Origin of the sequence: Pseudundibacterium arcticum, from assembly GCF_042646465.1 — a bacterium.
Taxonomy (GTDB): domain Bacteria; phylum Pseudomonadota; class Gammaproteobacteria; order Burkholderiales; family Burkholderiaceae_D; genus Undibacterium_A; species Undibacterium_A arcticum.
Window position 1 is genome coordinate 34,120 of sequence record NZ_JBHRTP010000032.1, and the last position, 26,111, is coordinate 60,230.

Genomic DNA, 26,111 nt, shown 5'->3' on the forward strand with positions numbered 1-26,111 from the left:
CTTTTTGCGTGTGGCGGGAGTTCTGAAATGTCAGTCCTCTCGCAATTCCTCGACCGTCCTTATGCCTGCTGCACTTTGAAGCGTGACACGCCGTTGCGCAAGCCATTGGACACCAGGTTCAGTTCGTCGATGGCCTGGCTCGACTGCGCCAGCGATTCGACGGTTTGCTGCGCCGCTTCGCTCAACTGGGCCAGTGCCTGGTTGATTTGTTCGGCGCCGGTCGCCTGTGCCTGCATGCCCTCATTGACCACCTGGAAGCGCGGCGCCAGCGCCTGCACCTGCTGGATAATCTGCGATAGTTGATTGCCTACCTGGTGCACCTCAGACATGCCGCGGCGGACCTGGTCCGAGAACTTGTCCATGCCCATCACGCCGGCCGACACCGCCGACTGGATTTCCTTGACCATCAGCTCGATGTCGTAGGTCGCCACCGCCGTCTGGTCGGCCAGCCGGCGGATTTCGGTGGCGACCACCGCGAAGCCACGCCCGTATTCGCCCGCTTTTTCAGCCTCGATCGCGGCGTTCAGCGATAGCAGATTGGTTTGGTCGGCGACCTTGGTGATGGTGGTCACCACTTGATTGATGTTGCCCGCTTTTTCATTGAGGATGGCCAGCTTGGCGTTGACCGATCCAGCTGCCTCCATCACGTGATGCATGGTGTCTTCCATCCGCGTCAGACTCGCCTGGCCACTGCCGGCCAGCGTCGCCGTTTGCTCGGACACCATGGAGACCTCGTTCATGGTGCGCACCAGATCGCGTGAAGTCGCGAAAATCTCGCGCGAGGTCGCACCGATTTCGGTCGTGGTGGCGGCTGTTTCGGTCGCGGTGGCCTGCTGTTGCTTGGAGGTTGCGGCAATTTCCGTCACCGAGGTGGTCACCTGGATCGAGGATTTCTGCGCCTGCCCGACCAGCGCCGTCAGTTCATCGGTCATGCGGTTGAAGCCCGCCTCCAGTGCACCGAATTCATCGCGTCGGCCAAGGTTGAGACGCTGCGAAAAATCGCCCGAACGCATCACGTCGAGAATGGCCAGCAGCCGCTGCATCGGCACAGTGATCGCACGCAGCAGGAAATATCCGCACACAATCGCAGCGACCAATGCAACCAGCAAGGTAATCAACATGCTGGCCTTGGCCGCCGTCACCGAATTGGCAATGTTGCGGGTGGAGTCATCGACGAACACTTTGTTCATCCCCACTACTTTTTGAATTAACGTATCGCCTGTGTCCCATGCGGGTTTGAGCTGCGCGGCAAATAAGCTGTGTGCAGCAGCATTTTTCCGGGATGTATCCAGTTTCAGGATGTCTGCCTGAATCCGTCCATATTCGGCGCGCGCATTCTTGAATTCGTTGAACAGGGCGCGGTCATTGGCTCTGGAAATCGTTGCATCGTAGTCGCGCACCAATCCATCCAGTTTTGCAGCGCTTTGTTGCAGCCGCGTCAGGTCGCGTTTTTGAGCGTCTTCGTTGTTGTTGATTTCAGTCAGTTGCTGGATCAACATATGATTTTCGAGCCATGCTGCGTTGATCATCGTGCTGTAATACAGCCCCGGCGTGGAGTCTGTCTGGAGGCTATTTGTTTCCTCGTCGATCGCAGCAAGCCGCATATAGGCGACTCCTGCCATCAGTGCCATGAGTGCCAAAATGGCGGCAAAGCTCCCCAGAATCCGTTGTTTAATTGTCCGGTTTTTCATGTTTTCGGATTCTCCCTAGATTGCCGTTCTTAGGCCCGCTTTTTCACAAAAAGGCGGGCCGACTTTGTTTGCCGACAACTTGTTTTTAATTCGGTATGCGGACAAGTTGTCCGGCTATTGAGCGTCGATACCTGGCTGGCCGCACAGTTTTTAGTGCCGTAGCGTAACCGATTAACCGTCTCGCGGTAAATAGTCGACCCTGAACAATTTTGTTTACCAAATCCTCGCCAATGCTGGCTCTGCGGATTTATTCAGATGGTATGGACGACTAATCGTGGAGGGGAGTTGCGGAAGCCCAACGCTCTTGGGAGGACGAAGCGCAGAGCGGTAACGAGGACTGAACGACAAGGGCGGGCCGTTCGATGTCAAACCGGAGCCGGCATCAGCGCGCTGGCACGCAGGTCAGGGCGTCGGCCGGCCGCTCTCCGCCAGCGCCTTTTCGATGTCGGCCACCAGCGTCTTGTCATTGGGCTCAGTCCAGCTGGAATAGCTGCCGACGATCTTGCCGTTGCGGTCGATCAGGTATTTGTGGAAATTCCATTTCGGCATTTTGCCGGTGGCCTTGGCCAAGGCGACATGCAAGGGATTGGCATTGGCGCCGATCACCGAGCTTTTCGAAAACATCGGAAACTTGACGCCGTAGGTGTTGTAGCAAAAATCGGCGATTTCCTTGCTGTTGCCGGGCTCCTGCTTGCCAAAATCGTTCGACGGAAAGCCAAGCACCACCAGGCCTTTCGGCTTGTATTTCGCATGCAGCGCTTCCAAGCCTTGGTACTGATGGGTGAAGCCGCAGTAGCTGGCGGTATTGACGACCAGCGCGACCTTGCCGGCGTACTGGCAAAGATCTTGCGGAACATCATCCTGCAGGCGGTTAAAGCTGTAGTGCAGAACTGCTGGGCAGTCCGTCTGTGATGGTGCGGCTGTTTGCGCCAGAACGGACTGGCCGGCGCCCAAGCCGAGCGACAGCGCCAACAACATCATCAGCTTCCACATACAGGTTCTCCAGGATTCAAATCAAATTGAGGACTCAATAGTGATTTGATTGTATGGCAAACCGTGGCGTGCTGCCGGCAACATCGACGACATGCTGGGCCGTTGCCGGCTGTTGCAGTGTGCGCGATGGGCGGGGCCTGCTCAATGGGTCATCGGTTGCGATGCGGGCATCCGACAGGATTTTGGCGCCATCGGCGGCGCTTCAGAATTCTTCCCAATCGGCATGACCGCCGGCCATGCGCGCCGTCTTCGGTGCCGTGGCGCGCGTCCGCACCACGGAGAGCCTGGTGCGGGACGGTGGCGGTTTGACCACTATGCCGACGGCAGGCGCGGCCTGATGCGTCAGTGCGATGGACGGCGCCGCCGCTGCCAGCGTAAATACACTGACCGCCTGCGACAGTGTTTGCGCCTGGTCCTGCAGGCTTTCGGCGGCGGCAGCGGCCTGTTCGACCATTGCCGCATTCTGCTGCGTCATTTCGTCCATCTGTCCGATGGCCCGGTTCACTTCGTCGATGCCGACGCGTTGCTCCTGGCTGGCGGCGGCGATTTCGCTCATGATGTCGGCCGCATGTTTGACGGCGTTGACAATCTGTTCCATCGTGCGCCCGGCATTGTCGACCAGCCGGCTGCCGGCATCGACCTTTTCCACCGAGTCGCCGATCAGCGCCTTGATTTCCTTCGCCGCGGCTGCCGAGCGCTGGGCCAGATTGCGCACCTCGGCGGCGACTACCGCGAAGCCGCGCCCCTGTTCGCCGGCACGCGCCGCCTCGACCGCCGCGTTCAGCGCCAGGATGTTGGTCTGAAATGCGATGCCGTCGATCACGCCGATGATGTCGACGATCTTGCGCGAGCTGTCCTTGATCGAACCCATTGTTTCGATTACCTGCGACACGACCTGACCGCCCTTGGCGGCGACCTCCGAGGCCGACAGCACCAGCTGGTTGGCTTGGCGCGCGTTATCGGCATTCTGGCGCACGGTACCGGTCAATTGTTCCATCGCACTGGCGGTTTCTTCCAGGCTCGAGGCCTGGGTTTCGGTACGCGACGACAGGTCACTATTGCCCGCGGCGATGTCGCGTGATGCCAGCTGCATGGTCTCGATGCCGACCCGCACTGCGCCAACCGTCGTGCCGAGGCTGTGGTTCATGTCCTTCAGTGCCTGCATCAGCTGGCCGATTTCGTCGCGTGAACTGACTTCCACGCTGCCACTCAGGTCACCTTGCGCAACGCGGCGCGCGACGCTGACAGCCTGGTTCAGCGGGCGCGTGATCGAGCGTCCAATCCAGTACGCAAAGCCGAGGCCGGATCCGAGCGCCAGCGCGCCCAGCACGGATTGCAGCAGCTGGCTCGACTGCGCTTGGGCCTCGACCGCAGCGGCCATCGTGTTGATTTGCGCGGCCTGGTAGTCGACCAGCTTGCGGATGCTCAGCATGTAAGTATCGATAGCCGGCATCAGGCGCGCCGTCACCAGTTTCTGCGCGGCCTCTTCATGCCCGGCCTTCTTCTCGCTGAATACCGCTTCGCGCGCGGCTCTATAGGCGCTTCGCGTGTTCGCGATTTCGGCAAAGATTGCCCTGCCTTCTGTACTGGTAATCGCCGGTTCCAGTTCTTTCTGGATCTCGCTGATGCGCTTGGTGAAAGCGTCGATTTCGGTCTGAAAAGATTTCTGCACATCCGGTTCGGCGCTGCGCGCATAGGCCAGCGTTCTGGCACCGTTGACCTGGGTCGCTGCGTACCATTCGCGCATGCTGCGTTCGACCGTGAGTTCGTGTTTGACCAGGCGGCCGGTCATCTGTCCGGCCTCATGGAGGCGCCAGATGCCGAGGCAAGTAATCAGCGTCATCACCAGCAGCACGGAGCCGAAGCCGATGCCGAGGCGGGCACCGATGCGCATATTCGATGAGAAATTCATGGCCGTTGGTCCGTATGACAATTCGATTGCGAATGGTTGCTGCATTGCAGCAAATGAGGGTGAGCAGGCACGTAGAATATTGGCGGGTGGAATCTTATTCTAGGCTCGTGACCATATAGCGGTATACGGCAAAAGCTAGAAAAACTGCTGCTGTCTACTGCTAACTTTGACAATTTTTACGTAAATTGCGGGGTATGGATCGTTAGCACAGGTATTGATTGCGAAAGCCGATGCCATCTATCAGGGTATAAATTGATCCAGCTGCTTGCTGTTGTTTTTTGACGCTGAACATTCATCATTTCGTTGATCGGATAGCAAGGTAACTTGCTGATATGGCAATGCACAATGCGCGACGATGTAATCAATAGGTAACACGATCTCTGCTAAAATTAGATGATAAATTCAAATTCATTAAGGCAGATATGCTGTACCCAGAACTTTTCAAATCGCTGGAACAAGTGCGCTGGAATATGGACACCGATATCGCGTGGGATCAGTTCGACGCGTCCAAGCTGACCGACGAGCAGGCGCAAACGATCAAGATGAACGCGATCACCGAGTGGTCGGCATTGCCTGCGACCGAGATGTTCTTGCGCGACAATCGCGGCGACAGCGACTTCTCAGCCTTCATGTCGGTCTGGTTTTTTGAAGAGCAAAAACACTCGCTGGTGTTGATGGAATACCTGCGCCGGTTCCGTCCCGAGCTGGTGCCGACCGAGGCGGAGTTGCAGAATGTACGCTTCGAATTCGACCCGGCGCCGCCGCTGGAAACCCTGATGATGCATTTCTGCGGCGAGATCCGGCTCAATCACTGGTATCGCTGCGCGTCCGAATGGCACAGCGAACCCGTCATCAAGCAGATCTACAAGATCATCAGCCAGGACGAGGCGCGCCATGGCGGTGCCTACTTGCGCTACATGAAGAAAGCGCTGAGCGTCGGCAGTGCCGTGGTGGCTGACCAGACCCGCGCCGCATTTGCCAAGATCGGCGTGCTGATGGCGTCGTCGCGCCGCACCGAGAAACCGCTGCACCCGACCAATCTGCACGTCAACGAATCGCTGTTCCCGAACGACACCGTGCAATCACGCTTGCCCGATCCGGGCTGGCTGGAGCGCTGGCTGGACAACCAGATCAAGTTCGATGGCGAGTGGGAAAAAAAGGTGGTCGAGCGCATCCTGCACAATATGTCGCTGTTGTTCGAGCGCAGCTTTGACACGGTGCAGGACCTGAACCGCTACCGTAAGGAAGTGACCGGGCGCCTGGCGCTTAATCCCGCGGCTTGATGTGCGGAGTTTGATGTGTGCAGTTTGATATGCGCAGTGTGGTATGTTCTACGGCCCGCAGCTAACCGGGGGCGTCGAATCAGTTAAGATGAAAGCCGCAAATGATTGCGGCTTTTTTTATTCGCTATGTCCAATTTTGAAAACAAGATATGCAGTCGCGCCGAGCTGCAGCAGCGCGTCGCAGCGCTACCGAAGCCGGTGGTGCTGACCAACGGCGTGTTCGACATCCTGCATCGCGGCCATGTCACCTATCTGGCGCAAGCGCGGGCCTTGGCGACTGCTCCCGGTTCCAGCGGTTCGCTAGTGGTCGCAGTCAACACCGATGCCTCGGTCAAGCGCCTGGGCAAGGGCGACGACCGGCCAATTAATCAGTGCGAAGACCGGATGGCGGTGCTGGCCGCGCTCGAATCGGTCAGTCTGGTGGTGGCATTCGACGAGGACACCGCGCTCGAAACGGTATTGCTGGCGCGGCCGGAGATTTATGCCAAGGGCGGCGATTACCAGATGGATGCGATTCCGGAGGGCCGCGCCGTGCTGGCCTATGGCGGGCAGGCGGTGGCGATCGACTTCGAACACGACCGCTCGACCAGCAAGCTGCTGTCCAAGGTACGGCAAGCTACCTGACATCTGGCGCGCGGGTTTGACTGCGCACACCGTCACCTCGGTGGCCGCGCGGCGCCACACCGCGCGCGCCGCCTGTCATTACATCAGTGGTGATGGTGCTCCGACATGGCGCCACCGTTGGCCTCGGCCTTCACCTGTTCGACCCATACGGCGACGCCGATCTCGCCTGTTTTCTTGAATCTGAGCAGCAGCGGAAACTTGTCGCCGGCCTTCAGCGGTTGCTTCAGCCCGATCAGCATGATGTGATAGCCATCGCCCGGCTTCAGGGTGGTGGTGCTGGCCGGTTTCAGCTCCAGGCTGTCGATCGCGCGCATCCGCATCACATTGCCGTCCATCGACATGCTGTGCATTTCGACGCTGCTGGCAATCGGCGTCTCCATGCTGATCAGCTGGTCGGCCTGGTCGCCCTTGTTTTCGATCGTCATGTAGACCACGCCGGTCGGCTGGTTCGGCACTGTGCTGCGGGCATACGGGTGCATGACGTGCAGCTGGTGTAAATGATAGTCATGTGCCTGTGCGTTGGCGCCGATACCGATGGCGAGCAGTGGCAGCAGGAGCAGCGGCAGAAGTTTGCGGAATGGCATGATGGTCTTTCGGCGATAAGAGGATAGTCGGGATCGTTGTGTTGTCGCTGCGCGGTTCTCGCAACCGGCGATCCGGTATCGGTGCCGCAGCGGCCGCCGCCGATGCGGCGGCCGCCGCTGTGGCGACGTTGTGGTGCGGATTATAGCAACCGGCGAATCATTAAGCGCCGCCGGCAAAGCCGTTCTGGCGCCACGCTTCATACACCACCACGGCGACAGTATTGGACAGGTTCAGGCTGCGATTGTCGGGGCGCATCGGCAGCCGGATCCGCTGCTGCGGCGCAAACGTGTTGCGCAGCGCCGGGTCCAGTCCCTTGGTTTCGGACCCGAATACGAACACGTCGCCGGGTTGGAAGCTGACGCTGGCGAACGGCGTCGCGCCGTGCGTGGTCAGCGCGAACATGCGTGCCGGGTCGGGCGCCTGCGCGGCGACGAACGCAGCCCAGTTGCGATGCACCTGCATCGTCGCGTAGTCGTGATAATCGAGCCCGGCGCGCCGCATTTTTGCGTCGTCCAGCGGAAAGCCGAGCGGTTCGATCAGATGCAACTGGGCGCCGGTGTTGGCGCACAGGCGGATGATGTTGCCGGTGTTGGGCGGGATTTCTGGTTCGACCAGTACGACGTGGAACAAGGGTTTCTCCTCAAGGATGATCGCAGGCAGCGTTGGAAGTGGGCGTGCCGGGGGCCGAATCCGGCACCGCCGGGGCGGAGCTTGACAATATACTCCGTGGTAATGTCGTCGGAAGCCGCCGGTTATTAATCGATATTTTAATATACTGCTACAAAGCATTCATTTTCGCGGCGGCGTTCGGGCAAACACAAAATTGGTAACGCGGGCCGCGCCGAAGCGCTTCAGGGTGGCGGCCAGTTCGTTCAGGGTTTCGCCGGTGGTCAACACGTCATCGACCACGCCGATATGCTTGCCACGCACAACGTCGATCGCGTCGCCGGCCACCACGAAGGCATTGCGTATATTTTTGTGGCGCTCGTCCGGATGCAGCAGCGCCTGTGCCGAGGTGTCGCGCGCGCGCAGCAGCAGGCCCGGCGCGAGCGCAACGCCGAGCGCACGCGACAGCGGCCTGGCGATTTCCAGCGCCTGGTTAAAACCGCGCTGCGCCAGCCGCTGCGGCCCGAGCGGCACTGCGGTCAGCAGGTCGGGCAGCGCGAACCTGTCGGCATGTGTCAGCAGCAATGCATCGCGCAGCATGCGGCCAAACAGCGGCGCCAGCGGCAGCTGATTGCCGAATTTCAAGGCCAGCACCAACTGATCCACCGGCGCCGCGTAATCGGCGGCCACGATGGTCGCGTCGAACGCCGGCGGTTGCTGCAGGCAATCACCGCAGACGGTCGCGCTGGTTGCGGCGGTGGCGCTTGCCGGATACTGCGACGGCGATGACAACGCAATCGCGCACTGCGGGCAACGCGTTCGCCGCGTGCCAAAAAATTGTTGCTGGCAACCGTCGCACATGCCGTCACGGGCGGCGCCGGCGCACAGCGCGCAAGATGATGGCAGCGCCGCAGGCAGGCGTGCCAGCAGATGATGCGACCAGTGACGCACACGGGAGAACATGCAGTAATCTATCCTTGCGGTGGGATTCAGTAGTTGGCAGCGCCGAACCGTGGCGCGGCTTGCGTGCGGTTGCGTGTAAACTGTTGCGCATTATCTCATCATCGCCTTCGCGTACCGATCCCGTGCCTTCACCATCTGCCATCCCCGATTCCGCATTCAGCGCACCGATCGATCTGCGCCGGGTGCGCCGCCTGTTCGCGTTGCCGGCCCGCATCGCGGCGTCGGATTTCCTGCGGCGCGAAGTCGCCTACCGCATGCGCGAGCGACTGGAACTGGTAAAAATCGCGCCGCAACGAGTGCTGGACGCCGGTTGCGGCGAGGGCGCGGACCTGCCGATGCTGCAGAAACGCTTCCACGATGCGCAGTTGCTGGCGATCGATGCGGCGCCCGCGATGCTGCTTGCGGCCCGCCAGCGACAGGCGGCAGCGCAGTCGTCGGTGAATCGTTTGCTGAATAAGTGGCTGCCGAGCGGGATCCGTCCGCCGGCAGGTTTGAACGCCGATCTGCTGTGCGGTGATTTCGCCCGGCTGCCGTTCGGCGTCAATGCGCTCGACCTGGTGTGGTCGAATCTGGCGCTGCACTGGCATCCGCAGCCCGATCGCGTATTTGCCGAATGGCGCCGGGTGTTGCGGGTCGACGGCCTGCTGATGTTTTCGTGCTTTGGCCCGGACACCTTCAAGGAACTGCGCGCCGCCTTTGCAGCGGCGGAGGCGGCCGAAGCGATCGATATTACGCCACATGCACTGCCGTTCGTCGACATGCACGATTTCGGCGACATGCTGGTCAACGCCGGCTTTTCGACGCCGGTGATGGACATGGAGACGATTACCGTCACCTACGAGTCGATCGACAAGCTGCTGGCCGAGGTGCGCGCGCTGGGCGGCAATCCGCTCAGTAACCGGCGCCATGGTTTGACGGGACGGCGGGCGTGGCAGCGGATGCGCGCCGCGCTGGACCGCATGCGCGACGCCGACGGCCGCATCCCGCTCAGTTTCGAGGTGATCTACGGTCACGCGTTCCGCCCGGTCCCCAAGACCACCGCCGGCGGCGAAGCGATCATCAGGCTGGATCTGCCTAAAAAACGGAAGTAGGCGCTCACACTCGAATCCCGCATGTCGGCCTGGATGGCATCAAGCCGTGACGCCGATCGCATCGGAGCCGCGTCAACATTGCGCCTCGGCAGTGGCTGAATTGGGTCAATAAAGGCCGATTTGGGCGCCTGCGCTACTGTTTTAGGCTTGATAACTAGGGCCTTTCGCGCTTATACTCCTACGGTTTTAGGCAGTGCTCGCACGATCCGGCGCAATGCGCGGCAGCGGGTCACAGGCTGCGCCAGAACCACCGTCCTCGATGGCATCCGTGCCGAGTGCGTGGTTATACAGAATTCTTAATTTGGGTGGTTGGGGAAAACATGAAACATGCGAAGCGTCTTCAATCGATGATGTTTGCTGCCGCAATGCTGGCCAGCGGGCTGTCGTCGGCAGCGGAAGTCAAGGATATCCCGGGTGGTCCCGCGGTCAATCAGCTCAACCTGCACCCGCCGGTGACCAAGATTGCCGAGCAAATCTATTCGCTGCACACCTTCATGCTGATCATCTGCCTGGTAATTTTCGTGGCAGTGTTTGGCGTCATGTTTTATTCGATCCTCAAGCACCGCAAATCGCTGGGCCACAAGTCCGCGACCTTCCACGAGAGCACCACCGTCGAGATCGCCTGGACCATCGTGCCGTTCCTGATCGTGATCGCGATGGCGCTGCCGGCGACCAAGACCGTGGTGGCGATGAAGGACACCTCGAACGCCGACATCACGATCAAGGCCACCGGCATGCAGTGGAAATGGGGTTATGACTACCTGAAAGGTGATGGTCAGGGCATTTCCTTCCTGTCGAACCTGGCCACGCCACGCACGCAGGTGGGCGCACCGGGGGTCGCGCCGACCGAAGCGCGCGGCGACAACTATCTGATCGAAGTCGACAATCCCGTGGTTGTGCCGGTCAACAAGAAAATCCGCATCATCACCACCGCCAACGACGTGATCCACGCGTGGGCCATCCCGTCGTTCGGCGTGCAGCAGGATGCGATTCCTGGTTTCGTGCGCGATGCCTGGTTCAGGGCCGAGAAGATCGGTACTTACCGCGGCCAGTGCGACAAGCTGTGCGGCAAGGAACACGCCTTCATGCCGATCGTCGTCAATGTCGTATCCGAAGACGACTACAAGAAATGGGTGGATGGCAAGAACAAGGAAATGGCGGCGCAGGCGGATGATCCAAACAAGGTGTGGACCGTCGATGAGCTGAAGCAGCGCGGCGAGAAAGTCTATGCGACCAATTGCGTCGCCTGCCATCAGGCTACCGGCAAGGGCGTGCCGGGAGCATTCCCGGCGCTGGACGGCTCGGCCGTGGTCAGCGGCCCGAAAGCGGCACAAATCCAGCTGGTCCTGAACGGCAAGAATGCGATGCCGTCGTGGAAAGCGTTGTCGGATACGGAGCTGGCCGCGGTGATTACCTATACCCGCAATAATTGGTCGAACAAGGCCCAGCAAAACATCGTTCAACCAGCAGAAGTTCTGGCTGCGCGCAAGTAATTGAAATCGAGGACATTGAGATGAGCACAACCGCAATCAATCCGGCTACCGGTCACGCACACGATCAATCAGACGATCACGCGTACGGTCATCACGATCACCCGCATGGCTGGCGCCGCTGGTTGTATGCGACCAACCATAAGGACATTGGTTCGCTGTACCTGTGGTTCTCGTTCTTCATGTTCATGTCCGGTGGCGTGATGGCGCTCGCCATTCGTGCCGAATTGTTCCAGCCCGGCCTGCAATTGATGCAGCCTGAATTCTTCAATCAACTGACCACCATGCACGGCCTGGTGATGGTGTTCGGCGCGATCATGCCGGCCTTCGTTGGTTACGCGAACTGGATGATCCCGCTGCAAATCGGTGCTCCCGACATGGCTTTCGCCCGTATGAACAACTTCAGCTTCTGGCTGCTGCCGGTCGCTGCATGCTTGTTGATCGGTTCCTTTCTGGTTCCCGGCGGTGCGGTTGCTGCCGGCTGGACGCTGTATGCGCCGCTCTCGACCCAGATGGGGCCGGGCATGGATCTGGCGATTTTCGCGGTCCATATCATGGGTGCTTCGTCGATCATGGGCGCGATCAACATCATCGTCACCATCCTGAACATGCGCGCACCTGGCATGACGCTGATGAAGATGCCGATGTTCTGCTGGACCTGGCTGATCACCGCTTACCTGCTGATCGCCGTGATGCCGGTGTTGGCCGGCGCGATCACGATGACCCTGACCGACCGTCATTTCGGTACCTCGTTCTTTAATGCTGCCGGCGGCGGTGACCCGGTGATGTACCAGCATATTTTCTGGTTCTTCGGCCATCCCGAGGTGTACATCATGATTTTGCCGGCGTTCGGCATCATCTCGCAGATTATCCCGGCATTTGCCCGCAAGCAGCTGTTCGGCTACGCATCGATGGTGTATGCGACCGCATCGATCGCGATCCTGTCCTTCATGGTCTGGGCCCACCATATGTTTACGTCCGGCATGCCGGTTACCGGCCAGCTGTTCTTCATGTACGCAACGATGCTGATCGCGGTGCCGACCGGCGTCAAGATCTTCAACTGGATCGCGACCATGTGGCGCGGCTCGATGAGTTTTGAAACCCCGATGCTGTTCGCGATCGGCTTCATCTTCGTGTTCACGCTGGGCGGCTTCACCGGCCTGATCCTGGCGGTAACGCCGATCGACATCCAGGTCCATGACACCTATTACGTGGTGGCGCATTTCCACTACGTGCTGGTGGCCGGTTCGCTGTTCGCGCTGTTCGCCGGTTTCTACTACTGGGGTCCGAAGTGGACCGGTTACATGTACAGCGAAGCGCGTGGCAAGTTCCATTTCTGGGCCTCGCTGATCACGTTCAACATCACCTTCTTCCCGATGCACTTCCTGGGGCTGGCAGGTATGCCACGTCGTATCGCCGACTACCCGGCGCAGTTCACCGATTTCAACATGATCGCCAGCATCGGTGCGCTCGGCTTCGGCCTGTCGCAAGTGTATTTCCTGTTCGCGGTGGTACTGCCATCGATACGCGGCGGTGAAAAAGCGGCCGACAAGCCATGGGACGGCGCCGAGGGGCTGGAATGGACCGTGCCGAGCCCGGCACCGTTCCACACCTTTGAAGTCCCACCGATCGTGAAGTAAGCGGACGGCGGGCGCGAGCCTGCCGCACTAGAAAATGCCGGCACCAAAGAAACCAAACAATTTGCGCACCGCGTTGATCATGGCGAGCATCGCATTGATCTTTTTCCTCGGTGTGTTTGTCCAACGTCTATGGCTGGGTTGAGGTGAAAAGTAGGGAGAACAACAGCGCGGTTGCCGACTACGCGAAGAAAATCAATCTTCAGATGCTCGGCAAGCTGCTGTTGATCGCAGTGCTGATGTTCGGCTTTGGCTATGCGCTGGTGCCAATGTACAAGAAGATTTGCGAAATCACCGGCGTCAACGTGCTGACGCCGAAGGATGTGACGGTGGATTCGACCGTCAATACGCAGATCGACAAGTCACGCACGATTACCGTCGAGTTCGATGCGAATGCGCAGGGGCCGTGGCGTTTTCGTCCCACCGTCAGCAGCGTGCAAGTGCACCCTGGCGAGATGGCACAAGTGGTGTACGAGGTGGTGAACAAGCAGGCGCGCAGCATTAACGCCCAGGCAATACCGAGTTATGCTCCACAACAGGCGACTGAATTTTTCAAGAAGGTCGAATGTTTTTGCTTCAAGCAACAAACTTTGGGCCCGAATGAAGCAAAGCAGATGCCGGTGGTGTTCTACATCGATCCGGCGCTGCCGAAAAATGTGAAAACGATCACCTTGTCGTACACTTTTTTCGAGGTCGACGGATCTGCAGGCAAGGCAAGTTAATGCTGACCGGAAAGCATTTATGCAGGATTTGAAACACGCAACAAAGCGCAAGGCATCGTTTGGCGCGACGGTCAAGACGGTATTCTGGTCGTTTTTCGGCGTGCGAAAGAGAAGCGATCACGAGAAGGATGCGGCGCAGCTCAATCCGCTCCATATCGTGATCGCCGGTGTGATTGGCGCATTGGCCCTGATCGTGACGCTGATCGTGATAGTGAAGATAGTGCTGCTAAAGTAATAAAAGTAATAATTTAAAAATTGTTCTAGGGGAATAAGATGAGTTCGCAACACGTTACCGCGCCCGATTATTTCGTGCCAGGGCCGTCAAAATGGCCGGTGCTGACCGGCGCCTCGCTGCTGTTGACCATGGTCGGCGCTTCTGCGTGGGTGAACGACCTGGCGTGGGGTCCATACGCCAATATCGCCGGCATCCTGTGCGTGCTGGTGATTCTGTACAACTGGTTTGGCGAATCGATCGCCGAATCGGAAGGTGGCCTGTACAGCAAACGTATCGACATCTCTTATCGCTGGAGCATGAGCTGGTTCATCTTCTCCGAAGTGATGTTTTTCGCGGCCTTCTTTGGCGCCCTGTTCTATGCGCGCGCCATCACGCTGCCGTGGCTCGGTGATCTCGATCACAAGGTGTTGTGGCCCGATTTTAACGCGGTGTGGGGCAGCGTCGGCCCGGCCGGTGTGGTCGAGTCGTTCAAGACCATGGGTCCGTTTCCGATCCCGACCATCAACACCGCGTTGCTGCTGACGTCCGGCGCGACGCTGACGATCGCCCACCATGCGCTGAAAGAAAACAAGCGCACCCAGACTGCGATCTGGCTGTTCGCGACCATCCTGCTGGGCGTGACTTTCATGGGCTTCCAGGTGTTTGAATACATGCATGCGTACAGTGAGCTGAATCTGAAGCTGACGTCCGGCATCTACGGTTCGACCTTCTTCATGCTGACCGGTTTCCACGGCTTCCATGTGACGATGGGTGCGATCATGCTGTCGGTCGTGCTGTATCGCGTGCTGAAGGGTCATTTCACACCGGAGCACCACTTCGCTTTCGAAGGTGCTGCCTGGTACTGGCACTTTGTCGACGTGGTCTGGCTCGGCCTGTACGTTGTCGTATACTGGCTGTAAGCAGTCTCCGACAGATCAGCTGGCATAAAAAAGCCGCACCTCGGTGCGGCTTTTTACATGGCCGATAGCTTGATTGTCAGGATGTCACTTTCTGCCGTATCGGGCGCGCAGTGCGCGCACGCGGTCCGGTTATTCAGCGAATCCCGGTCGGCTGGATCCAGCCCAGAGAGTACGAAATCAGGATGAAGATGAACAGCGCGATTGAAAATCCGACCCGGAACGCCAGCGCCTTGACCGTACGATTGCTCTTGCCCTTGTCGGTCATTAAAAAGACCAGCGCGGAAGCGAGACTGGCGATGATCAGGATGAAGGCGATGGCGACGACGATTTTCATGGTGCAATTTTCATGATGGTGATGACGATTGAGGTTCCGGCTGGCGCCGGCTTAGTTGCCAGGCGCAATATGACGCTGCATGCAGCGGCCATCGATTAAGGCGATATTGTAATGCTTGTCAGCGGCAAATTCAGATTCCGGTTTCGGTCGATACCGTTTGTTGCGGCCGCGCTGGCAGTTGTGCTGGGGATCTCGCTCGGTCAATGGCAAAGCCGTCGCGCCGCGCAAAAAACGGCGATCGCGCAGCAGTTGTCGGCACGCGCACTGGCACCGAAAATCGTGCTGGGAGCGCAGCCGGTGGCGGCCGACGATCTCGAATATCGCAGGGTCAGCATCAAGGGCGAATTTGTCCGCGGCTGGACCGTTTATCTGGATAACCGGCCGTATCAGGGCCGCCCCGGTTTTTATGTACTGATGCCGTTCCGGATCGCCGGGTCGGACATGCACGTGTTGGTCGAGCGCGGCTGGATGCCGGTCAACATCGGTGATCGCAAGCAGCTGTTTCCGTATCACACGGCGGACGGGGAAATCGAGATCGAGGGCATGGTCCGCCGCAAGCCAGGCCATGTGATGCAGCTGGGTCGCGCGGCGACACTGCAGTCCAATGCAATCGTGCAAAATCTCGAAATCGCGGAATTTGCCGCGGCCAGCAGACTCAAACTGCAGCCGTTTATGGTCGAGCAGACCCAGCCGACCGGCGCGCCGGACGATCGGCCGCGGCAGCAAGACCAGCAAGACCAGCAGGACCAGTTGGTGCGGGACTGGCCGCAACCATCGGACGGTATCGACATGCATCGCGGCTACGCCTTCCAGTGGTATGCACTGGCGGCGATGGCCTTCCTTTTTTTCGTAGTCACAGGGTTTCGACGTGGAACAAAATAATCTGCAGGACCTGCAAGGCACAACAGCCAATCAATCGGCGCGCCGGCAACAGAGTAGCGGCCGCTGGAAACTGTTCCTGATCATTGCGATCTGCGCATCGCCGATGCTGGCTTCATATTTCACTTATTACGTGATCAAGCCGCAAAGCCGCACCAATTACGGCACCCTGCTTGATCCGAAGTCTTATCCGATGCCGACGCTGGACCTGAGGACGCTGGACGGCAAAGCGGGCGGTCTGGATGCCTACAAGGGCAAATGGATCATGCTGCAAGTCAACGACGCCGACTGCCAGGCGGCTTGCCAGAAGAAGTTGTACGATATGCGGCAATTACGGCTGGCCCAAGGCAAGGAAATGGATCGCATCGAGCGGGTCTGGTTGATCACGGACGAACAACCGCTGGCAACGATCACCATGCGCGAATACGACGGCACCCGCTTGCTGCGCGCGCAACCGGACGCGCTGAAGGCGTGGCTGCCGGCCGATCAAGGCAGCGTGCTGGCCGACCATATCTACATGATCGACCCTTTGGGTAATTTGATGATGCGTTTCCCCAAGGATGCCGATCCGAACCGGATCAAGAAGGACCTGAGCAAGCTGCTGAAGGCTTCCAGCATAGGATGACGATATGCTGATACAACTCGCCATCACCGGCCTGCTGGTCGCGTTGCTGCCGCTGGCCGTGGTCTGGGTGTCGAACGACCCGAACAAATACCGCAAACTGGTGTGGGTCACGCTGTTCCTGACGTTCGACCTGATCATGTTTGGCGCCTTCACGCGGTTGACCGATTCCGGACTCGGCTGCCCGGATTGGCCCGGTTGCTACGGTCAGGCCAACCCGTTCCAGGCGCATGCCGACATCCGCTCCGCCGAAGTGCTGATGCCGACCGGACCGGTGACGCTGGTCAAGGCTTGGATTGAAATGATCCATCGCTATCTGGCGATGAGCGTCGGCGTGCTGATCGTCGCGGCAATGCTGGTGGCGTGGCGACTGTGGCTCAAATCCGGGCGCAAATCGCCCAAATTCTCGCCCTGGCTGCCGACTGCGCTGTTCTTGTTCGTGTGCCTGCAAGGCGCATTCGGCGCCTGGACCGTGACCCAGAAACTGCAGCCGGTGATCGTCACCACCCACCTGCTGCTCGGTCTCGGTTTGCTGGCGCTGCTGGCATGGCTGGCCGCCCGCCAGGGCACGCAAAATCCGTTGCCAGCTGCCCGCCATGGCACCAGCCTGCGCGTGCCGGCCGCCGTCGCCGCCGTGCTGCTGCTGATACAGATTGCGCTCGGCGGCTGGGTCAGTACCAATTATGCGGCACTGGCGTGCAGCGACTTCCCCTTGTGTCATGGCCAATTGGTGCCGAGCATGGACTTTGCCAATGGCTTTACGCTGTGGCGCCACTTGGGCAAGACCGCCAGCGGCGACTACCTGCCGTTCCCGGCGCTGACCGCGATCCACTGGCTGCACCGCAGTTTCGCCGTGGTCGTGATCGCGGTGGTGGCATGGGTCGGGCACAAGGCGCTGAAGACCGACGGTTTGCGCGCACTCGGCGGCTGGCTGCTGATGGTGCTGGCGCTGCAATTCGTGACCGGTGTCTCGACCATCTTCCTGCGCTGGCCACTGGCGATTGCGGTCGCGCATAACGGCGGCGCGGCGCTGCTTGTGCTGCTGCTGAGCATGGTAAACTACAGGGCTAAATTTTCCGTGGCCACGGCGCCGGGTCTGTCCGGCGCGCAGCGCTTGGCAACCTGATGCGTGACTGATGTGCGCCGAATCTGCGCCTGAACTCTGTTTGAATTCAATCATGACAACCCTGACCGTACCAGCCAACCGCATTGCCCAGTACTGGGCGCTTACCAAGCCGCGCGTGACGCAGCTGGCGGTGTTTTGCGCGGTCATCGGCATGTTCCTCGCCACCCCGGATCTGCCGAACTGGCAGACCGTGGCGGCTGCCACGCTCGGTATCTGGCTGCTGGCCGGCGCCGCGTTCGCGGTCAACTGTCTGGTCGAACGCGAAATCGATTCCCGCATGGCGCGCACCGCGCGCCGCCCGATGGCGCGGGGCGAGATCACGGTGCCGCAGACGCTGGTGTTTTCCGGCCTGATCGGCGGCGCCGGCATGCTGGTGCTGTACAACCTGGTCAATCCGCTGACCATGTGGCTGACCTTTGCGACCTTCGTCGGCTATGCGGTGATCTATACCATGATTCTGAAGCCGGCCACGCCGCAGAACATCGTGATCGGCGGGCTGTCCGGTGCCATGCCGCCGGCGCTGGGCTGGGCTGCGGTCGCCAACGAAGTGCCGATGCAGGCCTTGCTGCTGGTGCTGATCATTTTCGTCTGGACCCCGCCGCATTTCTGGGCGCTGGCGATGTACCGGCGCGACGACTATGCGAAGTCCGGCTTGCCGATGCTGCCGATCACGCATGGCCTCCAATTTACCGGTTTCCATATCTGGCTCTACACGATCGCGCTGGTGGCCACCAGCATGCTGCCGTATGCGGTCGCGATGAGCGGCCTGATCTATCTGGCGGCGGCGGCGGTACTGGGCGCGATCTTCCTGTGGTTCGCATGGCAGCTTTATCGCCATTACAGCGACCTGATGGCGCGTAAAACCTTCACCTATTCGATCATCTATCTGTCGCTGCTGTTTGCCGCGTTGCTGGTCGATCACTATTTCCGATTCTGATACTGCTTCCAAGGTCACGATGAAGCTTTCCTGCATTGCGCTGCTGCTGGCGTCGTTGTTGCTGTCGGCCTGTGATAAGCCCGCCGACGGTGGCAACCAGATCACCCTGTCGTCGGCGCAGAGTCCGTTTGCCAATACTGACGTCACCGGCCTGGCCTATGCGAAGGATTTCGCGCTGACTGACCATACCGGCAAGCCGCGCACCCTGGCCGATTTCAAGGGCAAGACGGTGGTGCTGTTTTTCGGCTACACCCAGTGCCCGGATGTCTGTCCGACCACGATGGCCGAGATGGCCGCGGTCATGAAGGAGCTCGGGCCGCTGGCCGATAAAGTGCAGGTATTGTTCGTTACCATTGATCCCGAGCGCGACACCCAGGCGCTGCTGGCACAGTATATTCCGGCGTTCGACCCGCGCTTTCTGGGGCTGTACGGCGATCTGGCCGCGACCGAAAAGACGGCGAAAGAATTCAAGGTGTTTTACCAGAAAGTTCCGGGCAAGACGCCCGGCAGTTACACCATGGACCACACCGCCGGCAGCTATGTGTTCGATCCACAGGGCCGGATCCGGCTGTTCATCCGGCATGGCCAGGGCGCGGCACCGATTGCACATGACCTGAAATTGTTGTTGCAATGAGGTTGAGGCGCAGGTTTTTCCTGCCCCTATGTCAGGACGGGACACGGGACAAGCCGCAATAAAAAAAGCGCTCGATCGAGCGCTTTTTCTTGTCGCGAAATGCTTACTAAGCGATGACCGCTTAAACAAACGCCGCCAGCGCACCCTTCATCTTCTTCAGCGCCGCCGCTTCGATCTGGCGAATTCGTTCGGCCGACACGCCGAACTCTGCGGCCAGCGTGTGCAGCGTGGCACCGGAGCCATCGTCGTTGGCCAGCCAGCGCGCTTCGACGATGCGGCGCGAGCGGTCGTCCAACTTGGCCAGCGCCTGTTCCAGTCCTTCCGAATGCAGCCGGTCTTTCTGCTGCGCTTCCAATACCCTGGTCGGCTCGCTGCTGTCGCTCGACAGATAGGCGATCGGGGCGAATTTGTCGTCTTCGTCGTCGGTCGGTGCTTCCAGCGCGATGTCGCGGCCGGTGAGACGGGTCTCCATCTCGATCACTTCCTCGCGCTTGACATTGAGCGTCTTGGCCAGCGAATCGACCTGGCTCGGCGTCATCGTATCCAGACCTTGCTTGTGGCTGCGCAGGTTGAAGAACAGCTTGCGCTGCGCCTTGGTGGTCGCAACCTTGACCAGGCGCCAGTTCTTCAGGATGTATTCATGCATCTCGGCCTTCACCCAGTGCATCGCATACGACACCAGGCGCACGCCTTGATCCGGGTCGAAGCGCTTGACCGCCTTCATCAGGCCGATATTGCCTTCCTGAATCAGATCGGCGTGCGGCAGGCCATAGCCGAGATAGCCGCGACCAATCGACACCACCATGCGCAGATGGGACATCACCAATTCTTGCGCAGCAGCCAAATCGTTGTTGTCGCGCAGGCGCCGCGCCAGCGAGATTTCTTCCTCGTGCGTCAGCATCGGCAGGCGGTTGACGGCCGAAATATAGGCATCCAGATTGCCCAGGGTGCCGGAAAAACCAAGCGCCAATGCATTATTGACAACAGTTACCGATCCAGATTGTGCGGATGCTACTTTCATTCTTTCTCCTTACTTGCTTCCCTGAAACTGCAATACCAACGATGCGCAAACACGGACCACGACGAAGTGCATGTTAGCACTCTCTCGGGGGGAGTGCTAATGGACGTTTTAAATGACGGAGATAGCGTAAATACTATTGTTCCTTTACAACTAATCGCATTTTCATGTCCACGTTAGAGCAAGCGGCGCGTCGATAGTTGCGATTGACCAAAGGAATTTGTGTGTTCAATGCGGCGCCGACCATAGTTGCAGGCCACGCGGACGGGTGGGCGCGGCTGCGGAACCGACCGGCCAACTGGGTGCGCAGCGCCCGCCGCTGGCACGCTGCTTAATATACTCCATTAGGAGATGCTTGTTTCCGCTTAAAAAGCAAGCGAGTTGGCAATATACTCTATGAAAAATTGGCTAGATGACGCTGCACCGACAGCGCTGCGCCGGTCAGTCCCAGGGCCGCGCTGACCGCCAGCAGACCCGCGCCCAGCGTCAGGCCGAGCGGTGCCAGCTGGAATTGCGACGCATACAGCCGGGCAAAGTCGCCGATCGCGACATTCAGCGGCAGCAGCGCCAATGCCACCGCAGCGAGTGCGACGCCGCCGGCGCACAGGCCCAGCAGCGCACCGGCGTAATAGAACGGCCGATGGATGTAGTCATCGGTGGCACCGATCAGGCGCGACAGCGCGATCTCGTCGACCTGCGTTAGCACCTGCAGCCGGATGGTGTTGAAGACCACCGCGATCACCACCACCGCCAGGGTGCCGGCCAGAAACAGCAGCGCGATCCGCAGCACGTGCATCAAGGCCGCCAGCCGCTTGACCCAAGCCGAATCGACCTGCACCGTCTCGACGTCGGGCAGGGCCTTCAGTTGCGTCGCGATCGACTCGATGCGCGCCGCGTCCGCGGCGTTGTCGAAGCCGTCCAGCGTCAGCACGTAGCCGTCCGGCAAGGGATTGGCGCCGAGCGTGGTGATCACGTCGGTCAGCCCGCTCTTTTGTTTCATCTGTTCCAGCGCCTTGTCGCGCGGGATGAATTCGATCTTCGCCGCCTTGTTGCGACTGCGCAAAATGTCCCGGATCGGCGTCGCCAGCGCGATCGAGCGGGCGCGCGGCGTATCGACGCCCATGAACAGGCTGATCTCGGGTTCGACCGCCAGCCGCAGCGCGACCGGCCGCACGTTTTCCAGCAAGGTCAATCCGGCAAACGGCAGCGCCAGCGCGATCGCGACCACCAACACATTGAACAGAAAGCTGCCGGGAGCGTGGCGCAGCTGCGAAAACGCCGCTGCCAGTGCCGAACGATGTTGTCTGAGCCAGCTCTTCATGCGGCTTCCTCGGTGAAATCGGTGGTGACGGTGGTGACGGTAGCTGCGGTTTCCTTGCGCCAGCTCTCGACGATCTGGCCCTGGCGCAGATAAATTACGCGATTCGCGCAGTCGAGAAACTGTTCGTCATGGGTCGAAATCAGGCAGGTCACGCCGGCCGCGTGGAAGGTCTTGAGCGCATCGAGTACCAGGTTCGCGCTGTCGCGATCGAGATTGGCGGTCGGTTCATCGGCCAGGATGATCTGCGGCCGGTTCACGATCGCGCGCGCGATCGCCGCGCGCTGCTGTTCGCCGCCGGACAGCGTCAGCGGCGCGGCCGTCGCCTTGTCCAGCAGGCCAACCTTGTCGAGTGCGGCCCGGGCACGCTTCTCAGCCTCGCCGCTGGCCGCGCCGGTCACCATCAGCGGCAACATCACATTGGCCAGCACGCTGCGATCCGGCAACAAGCGCTGCTGTTGCAGCACCAGGCCCAGATTGCGGCGCAGGAAGGGCAGGCCGGCCGGTTTCAGCTGGCCGAGGTCCTGGCCGTTGACCGTCAGGCTGCCGGCGCTCGGGCGTTCGACCGCTGCGATCAGTTTCAGCAGAGTCGATTTGCCGGCGCCGGACGGGCCCGCCAGGAAGATCAGCTCGCCCCGGGCCACCGACAGCGTGATGTCGTGTAGTGCGGGCGTGGCGCGGCCGTAGCGTTTGGAGACGTGCTGGAATTCGATCATGGTGTGATGTATCGCGTAGGGAGTTGGCTTCAACACTGTTTGGATATTCCCTCCCCCTTGCAGGGGGAGGGTTAGGGGCGCAGCAGGGAATGCAGGAGGCATGCCTCCTGCCTGCGTAGCGGTATCCGCCTGCAAGCGGATACGCGCACTGCAAGTGGGGGTAGTGCGGTCAAATCTGGGCAACCGTATTTTGGCACTCTACCCCCATCCCAACCTTCCCCCTGCAAGGGGGAAGGGGCTAAATGCACTATTTTGCGACGGTCTTCATGCGATCGTCCTGATTGAATAATGTCTCAATCCACAGCACATCAATCCAGCAACGCATTGACGAATTCTTCGGCATTGAATGGCTGCAGATCCTCGATCTTCTCGCCGACGCCGATGAAATACACCGGCACCGGCCGGGTCTTGGCAATCGCCGCCAGCACGCCGCCCTTGGCGGTGCCGTCGAGCTTGGTAATCACCAGGCCAGTCAGCTGCAGCGCATCGTCGAACGCCTTGACCTGGGCCAGCGCGTTCTGGCCGGTGTTGCCGTCGATTACCAGCAGCACCTCGTGCGGCGCGCCGTGCATGCCCTTGCCGATCACGCGCTTGACCTTCTTCAGTTCGTCCATCAGATGCAGCTGGGTCGGCAGCCGGCCGGCCGTATCGACCATCACCACATTGACGCTGCGCGCCTTGGCCGAGTGCACCGCGTCGAACGCGACCGCTGCCGGGTCGCCGGACTCTTGCGAAATCACCGTCACGTTGTTGCGCTCGCCCCAGATCGTCAATTGCTCGCGCGCGGCGGCGCGGAAGGTGTCGCCGGCCGCCAGCAGCACCGATTGGTCATAGGCGTGCAAATGCTTGGCCAGCTTGCCGATGGTGGTGGTCTTGCCGGCGCCGTTGACGCCGGCGATCATCATCACCAGCGGTTGATGGCGGCCCAGCTCCAGCGGCTTTTGCAGCGGCGTCAGCAGCTCGGTCAGCAGCGTGCGCAGTGCCGCCTTGACCTGGGCTGCCTCGGTCAGCTTTTCATCCTTCACCTTGCGCTTCAACGCATCGAGCAGGAACTGGGTCGCGTCAACGCCGGCATCGGCCATCAGCAGCGCCGCTTCCAGCTCCTCGTACAAGTCGTCGTCGATCTTGGCGCCGACGAACAGCAGCGTCAGGTTCGACGAAGTCTTCGACAAACCAGCCTTCAGGCGCGCCATCCAGGAGCGCTTGCTGTCGGCCGCCGGTTGGCTCGGCTCTGGCGTTGCCGGCACTGGCGCGGCGACGTTCGGCACTACCGCGGCAGACGGTGCATCGGCCGGCGTCGGTGTCGAAACGGCGGCCGGCGCAATGACCGGCGTAATTTCCGGTTCTGGTTTGGGTTTTTTCTTGAAGAAACTAAACATCGCTCATCAGTCGCAGGAAAATTCGGAACAAGCCCATGGCGTCGGCGGCGGATCGCTGCGGCGGTGGACAAGAGTTACAATCAGGCGCATTTTAACAGAGCAGGGCGCATCAAATTCCTGAACTGCGCCGCCCGAACCGGCGCGCGATCACTGTGCGAGTGCTGCGGAGGGATCGATGATTAGAAAAATACTCCATCGCAATATCTCATGTTCCGCAATGAATTATTGGGCATTGATCTCATACTCCCGATAAATCGCAATTGAAGTCACCAAATTACCCGCCGGCACGTCGCCCGATCGTTTTTTTCACCCCGAACCCATCATTGCCATGCCGAAACCCGCCAAAAAACCCGCCAGCAAACCTTCGCATCCACGGCCGAGGCCGCCGCAGCAGGTCCGCATCATCGGCGGCGTCTGGAAGCGCAGTCCGTTACCGGTGCTCGACGCCGCAGGGCTGCGCCCGACGCCCGACCGGGTGCGCGAGACCGTGTTCAACTGGATCCGGCATTTGCGCGACGGCGTCCAAGGTGCGCGCTGCCTCGACCTGTTTGCCGGCAGCGGCGCGCTTGGTTTCGAGGCCGCCAGTCGCGGCGCGCAGGAAGTGACGCTGATCGAGGCGCATACGCCCGCCTTCAAGCAGTTGGAAGCGAACAAGGCCAAACTGGGCGCAACCCAGGTCAATATCATCCGTGCCGACGCGCTCGTTGCGGCCCAGCACATGGCCGCGCGTGGCCAGCAGTTCGACCTGATTTTCCTGGATCCGCCATATCAGCAGGGCTGGCTGGAACGGGTGCTGCCGCTGTGCGAGCGTCTGCTGGCCGCCGACGGCCTAATCTATGCCGAATCGTCGCGCTCGCTGGACTTGGACGCTCTGCCGCCCGGCGAAGCGGTGCCGGACTGGCTGCTGCCGTGGCAGGTGGTGCGCGCCGACCAGGCCGGCATGGTGTTCTATCAATTGTTGCAGCGCAAAACAGTGCCTGAGATTTTGCCCAAAATTCAGGCATAATGCGCGTACAAAAACCGCGCGTCGGCCAACGAGGTCACGATCCAGCGCGCATAATAGTGTCTCTCTAGGGAAGCAATATGGTTACTGCCGTTTATCCGGGAACATTCGATCCGCTCACGCGCGGCCATGAAGATTTGGTGCGACGTGCGTCAGGCCTGTTCGATCAGCTGATCGTCGGGGTCGCCGACAGCAAGAACAAGAAACCGTTCTTTTCGCTGGAGGAAAGGCTGCAGATCGCCAACGAAGTGCTGGGTCATTATCCGAACGTCAAGGTCGAGAGTTTTTCCGGCTTGCTGAAGGATTTCGTGCGGCGCCACGACGCCCGCTTGATTTTGCGCGGCCTGCGCGCGGTGTCCGATTTCGAATATGAATTCCAGATGGCCGGCATGAACCGTTACCTGCTGCCCGATGTCGAAACCATGTTCCTGACGCCATCCGACCAGTACCAGTTCATCTCCGGCACCATCGTGCGCGAGATCGCGGTGCTGGGCGGCGACGTGTCGAAATTCGTGTTCCCGTCAGTCGAAAAATGGCTGAAACAGAAAATCGACGAACAAGCCGCCGAGTGATCGCGCAATAGTTGTAATTTGGTTCGAGAAAGAATTGACGAGAAGTACATGGCCTTACTGATTACCGACGACTGCATCAATTGCGACGTATGCGAGCCCGAGTGCCCGAACGACGCGATCTCCATGGGCCCGGAAATCTACGAAATCGACCCGCACAAATGCACCGAATGCGTCGGCCATTTCAACGAACCACAATGCCAGCAGGTGTGCCCGGTCGCGTGCATCCCGTTCAATCCGGCCTGGCGCGAAACCAGGGAAGAGCTGCAGGCCAAGTATGAACGGCTGCAGGCGCTGAAAACGCAGAATTGACAACAGGCTCCTCGGAGCCTGTTTTGTTATGTGGCTTGGCCACGTGTCATACCTTGTACTTGCTGCCGAAGAGTTGCGGCGAAAGGTGTTGGCATGTACCCCATCCCGGTTCCGATGATCCCCAAAAGCATAGTGATGAGTGTTGTCTTTTCCGTCCAGACAAGGAGGTAAATGAAGGTTAGCGTCAGGACGGCAAAAATTCCTCCAAATATCTGAAGTCTAAGCAATTGAAACTTCCCCTCATTCGTCGCCTTTACTACTGCAGTGGTAATGGGCAGCGGAGGGGTGACTGCCTTGTCAACGTGAAACCCACCGGAGACGCAGGCTGCGCGCCGGTCTCAAACCTTCAACCGGGGCGGAGTTATGGAGCAGTAGCTGGAGTTATCCAGCAAAACTATCGCCCCATATCAAAGTTAGACATGGCGAGCGAGCTTCAATAAGCGCAACTTGTGGTTGAGCATGCTCTCTAAATAAAGAACGAGTGGCATGTCAAATCAAGACACATGTGCGAGTACACCCTTCAAAAGCCAGCG

Annotated in this window: 28 protein-coding genes; 17 read left to right on the top strand and 11 right to left on the bottom strand. The window is 59.8% G+C overall.

Annotated features, from left to right (window positions below):
- Nucleotides 1–59 precede the first annotated feature (59 nt).
- The 3 genes from ACFOFO_RS11025 to ACFOFO_RS11035 form a co-directional block, all read right to left on the bottom strand.
- Nucleotides 60–1,691: a methyl-accepting chemotaxis protein gene (locus ACFOFO_RS11025; protein ID WP_390331541.1), complete on the bottom strand. Its 1,632-nt coding sequence runs from the start codon at nt 1,689–1,691 to the stop codon at nt 60–62.
- A 402-nt stretch (nt 1,692–2,093) separates the two neighbouring features.
- Nucleotides 2,094–2,684 carry a glutathione peroxidase gene (locus ACFOFO_RS11030; RefSeq protein WP_390331542.1) on the bottom strand — a complete coding sequence of 197 codons (591 nt, stop codon included), beginning with the start codon at nt 2,682–2,684 and terminating at the stop codon, nt 2,094–2,096.
- 202 nt (nt 2,685–2,886) lie between these two features.
- Nucleotides 2,887–4,596, bottom strand: coding sequence for a methyl-accepting chemotaxis protein (locus ACFOFO_RS11035; protein WP_390322150.1), 1,710 nt, complete (start codon nt 4,594–4,596; stop codon nt 2,887–2,889).
- 422 nt (nt 4,597–5,018) lie between these two features.
- Between ACFOFO_RS11035 and ACFOFO_RS11040 the strand changes: the two genes are divergently transcribed.
- Both ACFOFO_RS11040 and ACFOFO_RS11045 read left to right on the top strand, forming a co-directional pair.
- The gene (locus ACFOFO_RS11040; protein ID WP_390322151.1) at nt 5,019–5,879 is read left to right on the top strand and encodes a ferritin family protein; all 861 of its coding nucleotides are present in this window, start codon (nt 5,019–5,021) and stop codon (nt 5,877–5,879) included.
- A 126-nt stretch (nt 5,880–6,005) separates the two neighbouring features.
- The gene (locus ACFOFO_RS11045) at nt 6,006–6,503 is read left to right on the top strand and encodes an adenylyltransferase/cytidyltransferase family protein (protein WP_390322152.1); all 498 of its coding nucleotides are present in this window, start codon (nt 6,006–6,008) and stop codon (nt 6,501–6,503) included.
- Nucleotides 6,504–6,586: 83 nt separating this feature from the next.
- On the opposite strand, the gene ACFOFO_RS11050 is transcribed toward ACFOFO_RS11045, so the two are convergent.
- From ACFOFO_RS11050 to ACFOFO_RS11060, 3 genes are all read right to left on the bottom strand, one after another.
- The gene (locus tag ACFOFO_RS11050) at nt 6,587–7,087 is read right to left on the bottom strand and encodes a copper chaperone PCu(A)C (RefSeq protein ID WP_390322154.1); all 501 of its coding nucleotides are present in this window, start codon (nt 7,085–7,087) and stop codon (nt 6,587–6,589) included.
- Nucleotides 7,088–7,247: 160 nt separating this feature from the next.
- A complete protein-coding gene (gene trmL, locus ACFOFO_RS11055; RefSeq protein ID WP_390322155.1) occupies nt 7,248–7,718 on the bottom strand; it encodes a tRNA (uridine(34)/cytosine(34)/5-carboxymethylaminomethyluridine(34)-2'-O)-methyltransferase TrmL in 471 nt (156 codons plus the stop codon).
- A 159-nt stretch (nt 7,719–7,877) separates the two neighbouring features.
- Nucleotides 7,878–8,657 (bottom strand): ComF family protein, encoded by a 780-nt coding sequence (locus ACFOFO_RS11060; RefSeq protein WP_390322156.1) that lies wholly within the window; start codon nt 8,655–8,657, stop codon nt 7,878–7,880.
- A gap of 212 nt (nt 8,658–8,869) precedes the next feature.
- On the opposite strand from ACFOFO_RS11060, the gene ACFOFO_RS11065 reads away from it, so the two are divergent.
- The 7 genes from ACFOFO_RS11065 (at nt 8,870) to ACFOFO_RS11095 (ending at nt 14,731) form a co-directional block, all read left to right on the top strand.
- On the top strand, nt 8,870–9,748 hold the full coding sequence (locus ACFOFO_RS11065; protein WP_390327847.1) for a methyltransferase domain-containing protein: 879 nt from the start codon (nt 8,870–8,872) through the stop codon (nt 9,746–9,748).
- 320 nt (nt 9,749–10,068) lie between these two features.
- Nucleotides 10,069–11,241 carry a cytochrome c oxidase subunit II gene (coxB, locus tag ACFOFO_RS11070; RefSeq protein WP_390322157.1) on the top strand — a complete coding sequence of 391 codons (1,173 nt, stop codon included), beginning with the start codon at nt 10,069–10,071 and terminating at the stop codon, nt 11,239–11,241.
- A 20-nt stretch (nt 11,242–11,261) separates the two neighbouring features.
- Nucleotides 11,262–12,878: a cytochrome c oxidase subunit I gene (gene ctaD, locus ACFOFO_RS11075; RefSeq protein ID WP_390331543.1), complete on the top strand. Its 1,617-nt coding sequence runs from the start codon at nt 11,262–11,264 to the stop codon at nt 12,876–12,878.
- Nucleotides 12,879–12,957: 79 nt separating this feature from the next.
- A complete protein-coding gene (locus tag ACFOFO_RS11080; protein WP_390327848.1) occupies nt 12,958–13,020 on the top strand; it encodes a hypothetical protein in 63 nt (20 codons plus the stop codon).
- Nucleotide 13,021: 1 nt separating this feature from the next.
- Nucleotides 13,022–13,597: a cytochrome c oxidase assembly protein gene (locus tag ACFOFO_RS11085; RefSeq protein WP_390331589.1), complete on the top strand. Its 576-nt coding sequence runs from the start codon at nt 13,022–13,024 to the stop codon at nt 13,595–13,597.
- A 19-nt stretch (nt 13,598–13,616) separates the two neighbouring features.
- Nucleotides 13,617–13,832, top strand: a complete 216-nt coding sequence (locus tag ACFOFO_RS11090) for a DUF2970 domain-containing protein (RefSeq protein ID WP_390322158.1) — start codon at nt 13,617–13,619, stop codon at nt 13,830–13,832.
- Nucleotides 13,833–13,870: 38 nt separating this feature from the next.
- Nucleotides 13,871–14,731 carry a cytochrome c oxidase subunit 3 gene (locus ACFOFO_RS11095; RefSeq protein ID WP_390322160.1) on the top strand — a complete coding sequence of 287 codons (861 nt, stop codon included), beginning with the start codon at nt 13,871–13,873 and terminating at the stop codon, nt 14,729–14,731.
- A 133-nt stretch (nt 14,732–14,864) separates the two neighbouring features.
- Here the strand turns inward: ACFOFO_RS11095 and ACFOFO_RS11100 are convergent, their stop codons facing one another.
- Nucleotides 14,865–15,065: a twin transmembrane helix small protein gene (locus ACFOFO_RS11100; protein ID WP_390322161.1), complete on the bottom strand. Its 201-nt coding sequence runs from the start codon at nt 15,063–15,065 to the stop codon at nt 14,865–14,867.
- Between the two features lie 111 nt (nt 15,066–15,176).
- On the opposite strand from ACFOFO_RS11100, the gene ACFOFO_RS11105 reads away from it, so the two are divergent.
- From ACFOFO_RS11105 to ACFOFO_RS11125, 5 genes are all read left to right on the top strand, one after another.
- Nucleotides 15,177–15,947: an SURF1 family protein gene (locus ACFOFO_RS11105; RefSeq protein ID WP_390322162.1), complete on the top strand. Its 771-nt coding sequence runs from the start codon at nt 15,177–15,179 to the stop codon at nt 15,945–15,947.
- 103 nt (nt 15,948–16,050) lie between these two features.
- Nucleotides 16,051–16,569, top strand: coding sequence for an SCO family protein (locus ACFOFO_RS11110; RefSeq protein ID WP_390327850.1), 519 nt, complete (start codon nt 16,051–16,053; stop codon nt 16,567–16,569).
- A gap of 4 nt (nt 16,570–16,573) precedes the next feature.
- Complete coding sequence (locus ACFOFO_RS11115) at nt 16,574–17,692, top strand: COX15/CtaA family protein (protein ID WP_390322163.1); 1,119 nt, start codon at nt 16,574–16,576, stop codon at nt 17,690–17,692.
- A gap of 52 nt (nt 17,693–17,744) precedes the next feature.
- Complete coding sequence (gene cyoE / locus ACFOFO_RS11120; RefSeq protein ID WP_390322164.1) at nt 17,745–18,629, top strand: heme o synthase; 885 nt, start codon at nt 17,745–17,747, stop codon at nt 18,627–18,629.
- A gap of 19 nt (nt 18,630–18,648) precedes the next feature.
- Entirely contained in the window at nt 18,649–19,263 is a 615-nt protein-coding gene (locus ACFOFO_RS11125; protein ID WP_390331544.1) for an SCO family protein, read from the top strand.
- Nucleotides 19,264–19,384: 121 nt separating this feature from the next.
- Here ACFOFO_RS11125 and rpoH read toward each other — a convergent pair whose 3' ends face one another.
- From rpoH to ftsY, 4 genes are all read right to left on the bottom strand, one after another.
- A complete protein-coding gene (rpoH, locus tag ACFOFO_RS11130; RefSeq protein WP_390322165.1) occupies nt 19,385–20,284 on the bottom strand; it encodes an RNA polymerase sigma factor RpoH in 900 nt (299 codons plus the stop codon).
- A 391-nt stretch (nt 20,285–20,675) separates the two neighbouring features.
- Nucleotides 20,676–21,602: a cell division protein FtsX gene (locus tag ACFOFO_RS11135; RefSeq protein WP_390322166.1), complete on the bottom strand. Its 927-nt coding sequence runs from the start codon at nt 21,600–21,602 to the stop codon at nt 20,676–20,678.
- Nucleotides 21,599–22,315 (bottom strand): cell division ATP-binding protein FtsE, encoded by a 717-nt coding sequence (locus ACFOFO_RS11140; RefSeq protein WP_390327852.1) that lies wholly within the window; start codon nt 22,313–22,315, stop codon nt 21,599–21,601. Before ACFOFO_RS11140 ends, ACFOFO_RS11135 begins: the two co-directional genes overlap by 4 nt.
- Before the next feature lie 308 nt (nt 22,316–22,623).
- The gene (gene ftsY, locus ACFOFO_RS11145; protein WP_390331545.1) at nt 22,624–23,694 is read right to left on the bottom strand and encodes a signal recognition particle-docking protein FtsY; all 1,071 of its coding nucleotides are present in this window, start codon (nt 23,692–23,694) and stop codon (nt 22,624–22,626) included.
- A gap of 328 nt (nt 23,695–24,022) precedes the next feature.
- Here ftsY and rsmD point away from each other — a divergent pair, with 328 nt between their 5' ends.
- The 3 genes from rsmD to ACFOFO_RS11160 all read left to right on the top strand — a co-directional run bounded on the left by rsmD (nt 24,023) and on the right by ACFOFO_RS11160 (nt 25,578).
- Complete coding sequence (gene rsmD / locus ACFOFO_RS11150) at nt 24,023–24,700, top strand: 16S rRNA (guanine(966)-N(2))-methyltransferase RsmD (protein ID WP_390331546.1); 678 nt, start codon at nt 24,023–24,025, stop codon at nt 24,698–24,700.
- 77 nt (nt 24,701–24,777) lie between these two features.
- Nucleotides 24,778–25,269 (top strand): pantetheine-phosphate adenylyltransferase, encoded by a 492-nt coding sequence (gene coaD, locus ACFOFO_RS11155; protein ID WP_390322168.1) that lies wholly within the window; start codon nt 24,778–24,780, stop codon nt 25,267–25,269.
- Between the two features lie 48 nt (nt 25,270–25,317).
- On the top strand, nt 25,318–25,578 hold the full coding sequence (locus ACFOFO_RS11160) for a YfhL family 4Fe-4S dicluster ferredoxin (protein ID WP_390322170.1): 261 nt from the start codon (nt 25,318–25,320) through the stop codon (nt 25,576–25,578).
- The last annotated feature ends 533 nt before the right edge of the window (nt 25,579–26,111 follow it).